A 4,903-nucleotide genomic window follows, 5' to 3' on the forward strand; every position below is an offset into this window, starting at 1 on the left:
CAAAACAAAAAGGAGAGTCAAAAAGACTCTCCTCTTGTATAACATCTGGGCGATACCTACTCTCGCATGCAGTTGCCCACATACTACCATCGGCCCGAGACGGCTTAACTGCCGGGTTCGGTATGGAGCCGGGTGTTTCCCGTCCCGGTATCTTCACCCAGAATATCTGTTCACTCAAGAGTACATAGGGAAATATAAGGTAAAGGAATCGGATTATTAGTACTGGTCGACTGAACACTTCACAGTGCTTACATCTCCAGCCTATCTACGTCCTCTTCTCGAACGATCCTGAGAGACCTAGTCTTGAAGCGTGCTTCCCGCTTAGATGCTGTCAGCGGTTATCACTCATGAACGTAGCTACTCAGCTACTGCCGCTTGCACGACAACTGATTCACTAGAGGTCCACTAACCCCGGTCCTCTCGTACTAGGGGCTACCCTTCTCAAGTCTCCTACGCTCGCAACAGATAGGGACCGAACTGTCTCACGACGTTCTGAACCCAGCTCACGTACCGCTTTAATAGGCGAACAGCCTAACCCTTGGGACCTGCTCCAGCCCCAGGATGCGATGAGCCGACATCGAGGTGCCAAACACTGCCGTCGATATGAACTCTCGGGCAGTATAAGCCTGTTATCCCCAGGGTAGCTTTTATCCGTTGATCAACGGCCTTTCCACTCAGGGCCGCAGGGTCACTAGGGCCAGGTTTCCCTCCTGTTCGACCTGTCAGTCTCACAGTCAAGCTGGCTTTTGCCCTTACACTCTATGGTTGATTTCCAACCAACCTGAGCCAACCTTAGCGCGCCTCCGTTACTCTTTTGGAGGCGACCGCCCCAGTCAAACTGCCCACTTAGCAATGTCCTTGCCGTGCTCTCCACACGTGCAAGTTAGTACTCCGTTGTATGGAGGGTAGTATCCCACCGTTGGCTCCCCCGATCCTGGCGAACCGGGTTCTACGCCTCCTACCTATCCTGTACACCATACAACAAAGCACAATACCAAGCTACAGTAAAGCTCCATGGGGTCTTTCCGTCTAGTTGCGAGTCCTGGGCATCTTCACCCAGACTGAAATTTCACCGGGTCTCCTGTTGAGACAGTGCAGCGATCGTTACGCCATTCGTGCAGGTCGGAACTTACCCGACAAGGAATTTCGCTACCTTAGGACCGTTATAGTTACGGCCGCCGTTTACTGGGGCTTCGGTTCAAAGCTTCGCTTACGCTAACCTTTCCCCTTAACCTTCCAGCACTGGGCAGGCGTCAGACCCTATACGTCTTCTTATCGAATTCGCAGAGCCCTGTGTTTTTGGTAAACAGTCGCCGCTGCCTTGTCACTGCGACTCCAGTCAGCTCTTAACCAACCAGAGTACCCCTTCTCCCGAAGTTACGGGGCTAATTTGCCTAGTTCCTTAACAGGAGTTATCCCGCTCCCCTTAGCCTTCTCAGCTTGCCTACCTGTGTCGGTTTTCAGAACGATTGGCTCAACACTCAAACGCTTTGCGATGCTTTTCTCGACAGTATGAACTCAACATTGTTGCTCCCGAAGGAACTCCCATTCGTCCCTCACCCTCCTGCGGTGGATTTCCCTGCCGCGATCTTCGGACTAGAAACTTAGACGCACTATGCAACTAGTACGCAACGCCTATCCTCCTGTGTCACACCCCAAAACTCATGTTACGCCAGTACCGGAATATTAACCGGTTTCCCATCGGTTACCCCTTTCGGGTTCCCCTTAGGGTCTCGACTAACCCTGGGTGGACGAACCTTCCCCAGGTACCCTTAGGCTTTCGGGGGGAGAGATTCTCACTCTCCTCTCGTTTACTCATGCCTGCATTCTCTCTTGTGTCTCGTCCAGCAGCCCTCACGGGTCTACCTTCTCCCTACAACACAATGCTCCTCTACCAACAGTTTCCTGTTCCACAGCTTCGGAGGATAGCTTTAGCCCCCTTACATCTTCGGCGCGGTGAGTCTCGACTAGTGAGCTGTTACGCACTCTTTTAATGATGGCTGCTTCTAAGCCAACATCCTAGCTGTCTTTGACTCTCCACTTCCTTTAACACTTAGCTATCTCTCTGGGCCCTTAGCTGGTGGTCTGGGCTGTTTCCCTCTCGACTACGGACCTTATCGCTCGCAGTCTGTCTCCTGCACTTTGAGTAGAGGTATTCGGAGTTTGACTGGGGTTGGAGGTCGCCCCCCTAGCCCAATCAGTGCTCTACCCCCTCTACTAACCATGCAAGGCCGTGCTTAGACACGTTTCGAGGAGTACCAGATATCACCGAGTTCGGTTAGCTTTTCACTCCTATCCACAGGTCATCCAATAGCTTTTTACTGCTAACTGGTTCGGTCCTCCAGTGGGTGTTACCCCACCTTCAACCTGCCCATGGATAGCTCACCCGGTTTCGGGTCTATCGCAACTGACTTCCGCCCTATTAAGACTCGGTTTCCCTTCGGCTTCTCCTCTCTCGGATTAACCTCGCCAGTTACGGTAACTCGCAGGCTCATTAATCAAAAGGCACGCGGTCGCACTTTCGTGCTCCCACTTATTGTAGACTCACGGTTTCAGGTACTCTTTCACTCCCCTCCCGGGGTGCTTTTCACCTTTCCCTCACGGTACTTTTGCACTATCGGTCAGCAGGTAGTATTTAGCCTTAGAGAGTGGTCTCCCCAGATTCACACGGGATTTCTCGTGCCCCGCGCTACTCGGGATATATCCAAGGATAGCCTCTGACTTTCGCCTACAGGACTTTCACCTTCTCCGGTCTATCTTCCCAGATTGTTCGACTAGTCTTTAGCTTCTCCCGGCCCTGTACGGTCAGGCCCGCATATATCCCTCTACCCCTATATAGCAACGCCCGTACGCTTACACTATATAGGTTTAGGCTCTTCCCGTTTCGCTCGCCGCTACTCAGGGAATCTCTTCGATTTCTTTTCCTCTCGCTACTAAGATGTTTCAGTTCGCAAGGTTCGCTTCCTTTTCAGGATACTAGACATCTCTGCCTAGTGGGTTTCCCCATTCGGGCATCCGCGCTTCTATGGTCGCTTGCACCTACACGCGGCTTTTCGCAGCTGGCCACGCCCTTCTTCGCCTCCCGCTACCAAGGCATCCTCCGTGAGCCCTTTATACCTTTACCTTCTTTTCATGACTCGCTTCTTTCTTCTTTTCCCTATGTACTTGTCAATGACCAGAAAAATCACTCAAAGATGGATAGCAATCCGATGTAAACTCCTTAGAAAGGAGGTGATCCAGCCCCACCTTCCGGTAGGGCTACCTTGTTACGACTTAGCCCCCCTTGCCAATCCCACCCTAAACAAGCTCCCTCCTTACGGTTAGGATACTCATCTTCAGGTGTTACCAACTCGGGTGGCTTGACGGGCGGTGTGTACAAGGCCCGGGAACGTATTCACCGCAGCTTGGCTGATCTGCGATTACTAGCGATTCCGGCTTCATGCAGGCGGGTTGCAGCCTGCAATCTGAACTGGGGGTTGGTTTGAGGATTTCCTCCACATTGCTGTCTCGGTCCCTTCTGTCCAACCCATTGTAGCGCGTGTGTCGCCCAAGATATAAGGGGCACGATACCTGACGTCATCCCCCCCTTCCTCCGCCTCGTCGGCGGCGGTCCTCCTAGAGTGCCCGGCCTTACCGCTGGCAACTAAGAGCAGGGGTTGCGCTCGTTGCGGGACTTAACCCAACACCTCACGGCACGAGCTGACGACGGCCGTGCACCACCTGTGCTGACTCCACACAAAGTGTGGTCGTTCCTCTTTCAATTCACTACTATCAGCATGTCAAACCTTGGTAAGGTCCTTCGCTTAGCATCGAATTAAACCACACGCTCCACCGCTTGTGCGGGCCCCCGTCAATTCCTTTGAGTTTCACCCTTGCGGGCGTACTCCCCAGGCGGTTCACTTATCGCGTTAGCTTTAGCACGGAAAGCTTTCCGCTCCCCACACCTAGTGAACATCGTTTAGGGCCAGGACTACCGGGGTATCTAATCCCGTTCGCTCCCCTGGCTTTCGAGCATCAGTGTCAGAACCGGCCCAGAAAACCACCTTCGTCACCGGCGTTCCTGCCAATATCTAAGGATTTTACCCCTACACTGGCAGTTCCGTCTTCCTCTACCGTCCTCAAGCCTGGCAGTTTCAACTGCAAGTCCGGAGTTGAGCTCCGGGTTTTCACAGTCGACATGTCAGGCCACCTACGCTCCCTTTACGCCCAGTGATTCCGGGTAACGCTCGCCCCCTACGTATTACCGCGGCTGCTGGCACGTAGTTAGCCGGGGCTTTCTAGTAAAGTACCATCCCTCCATGTAGCTTTCCACTCTACATGGCATTTTTCCCTTACCACAGCAGTTTACAATCCGAAGACCTTCTTCCTGCACGCGGCGTCGCTAGATCAGAGTTGCCTCCATTATCTAAAATTCCGCACTGCTGCCTCCCGTAGGAGTAGGACCCGTATCTCAGTGTCCTTGTGGCCGGCCACGCTCTCACGCCGGCTATCCGTCGTTGCCTTGGTAGGCTCTTACCCCACCAACTAGCTGATGGTCCGCGGGCCGCTCCTCTGCCGATGCTGTTGCACCTTTCTCCTCTCGGTCTTATGCGGTATTAGCTGTCCTTTCGGTCAGTTATCCCCCTGCAGAAGGTACGTTCCCACGTGTTACTCACCCGTTCGCCACTCTATGTGTTGCCACATACCGTTCGACTTGCATGTGTCAAGCACGCCGCCAGCGTTCACCCTGAGCCAGGATCAAACCCTCCATCCATGACTCATTTTTTTGAAACTCGCTGGATTGCTATCCATTTTTCAATGACCCTTCTTCCTCGCTCGTCCTTCTCGCTAACGCTAACTTCGCGTCAGCAATTCCTATACTACCAGTACCCCTTTCCATTGTCAAGTTACAGGTTCGTTTCCT

At 53.1% G+C, this 4,903-nt stretch carries 3 rRNA genes; all 3 read right to left on the minus strand.

The window, feature by feature from the left end:
• Positions 1-44: 44 nt before the first annotated feature.
• Positions 45-161 (minus strand): 5S ribosomal RNA (rrf, locus tag Y697_RS12720).
• A 35-nt stretch (positions 162-196) separates the two neighbouring features.
• Positions 197-3,124: ribosomal RNA gene (locus tag Y697_RS12725) — 23S ribosomal RNA — on the minus strand.
• A 100-nt stretch (positions 3,125-3,224) separates the two neighbouring features.
• Positions 3,225-4,753: ribosomal RNA gene (locus Y697_RS12730) — 16S ribosomal RNA — on the minus strand.
• Together the 16S, 23S and 5S rRNA genes form the textbook arrangement of a ribosomal RNA operon.
• Positions 4,754-4,903 lie beyond the last annotated feature (150 nt).

It is taken from the genome of Mesotoga sp. BH458_6_3_2_1 (genome assembly GCF_003664995.1).
Lineage (GTDB): Bacteria > Thermotogota > Thermotogae > Petrotogales > Kosmotogaceae > Mesotoga.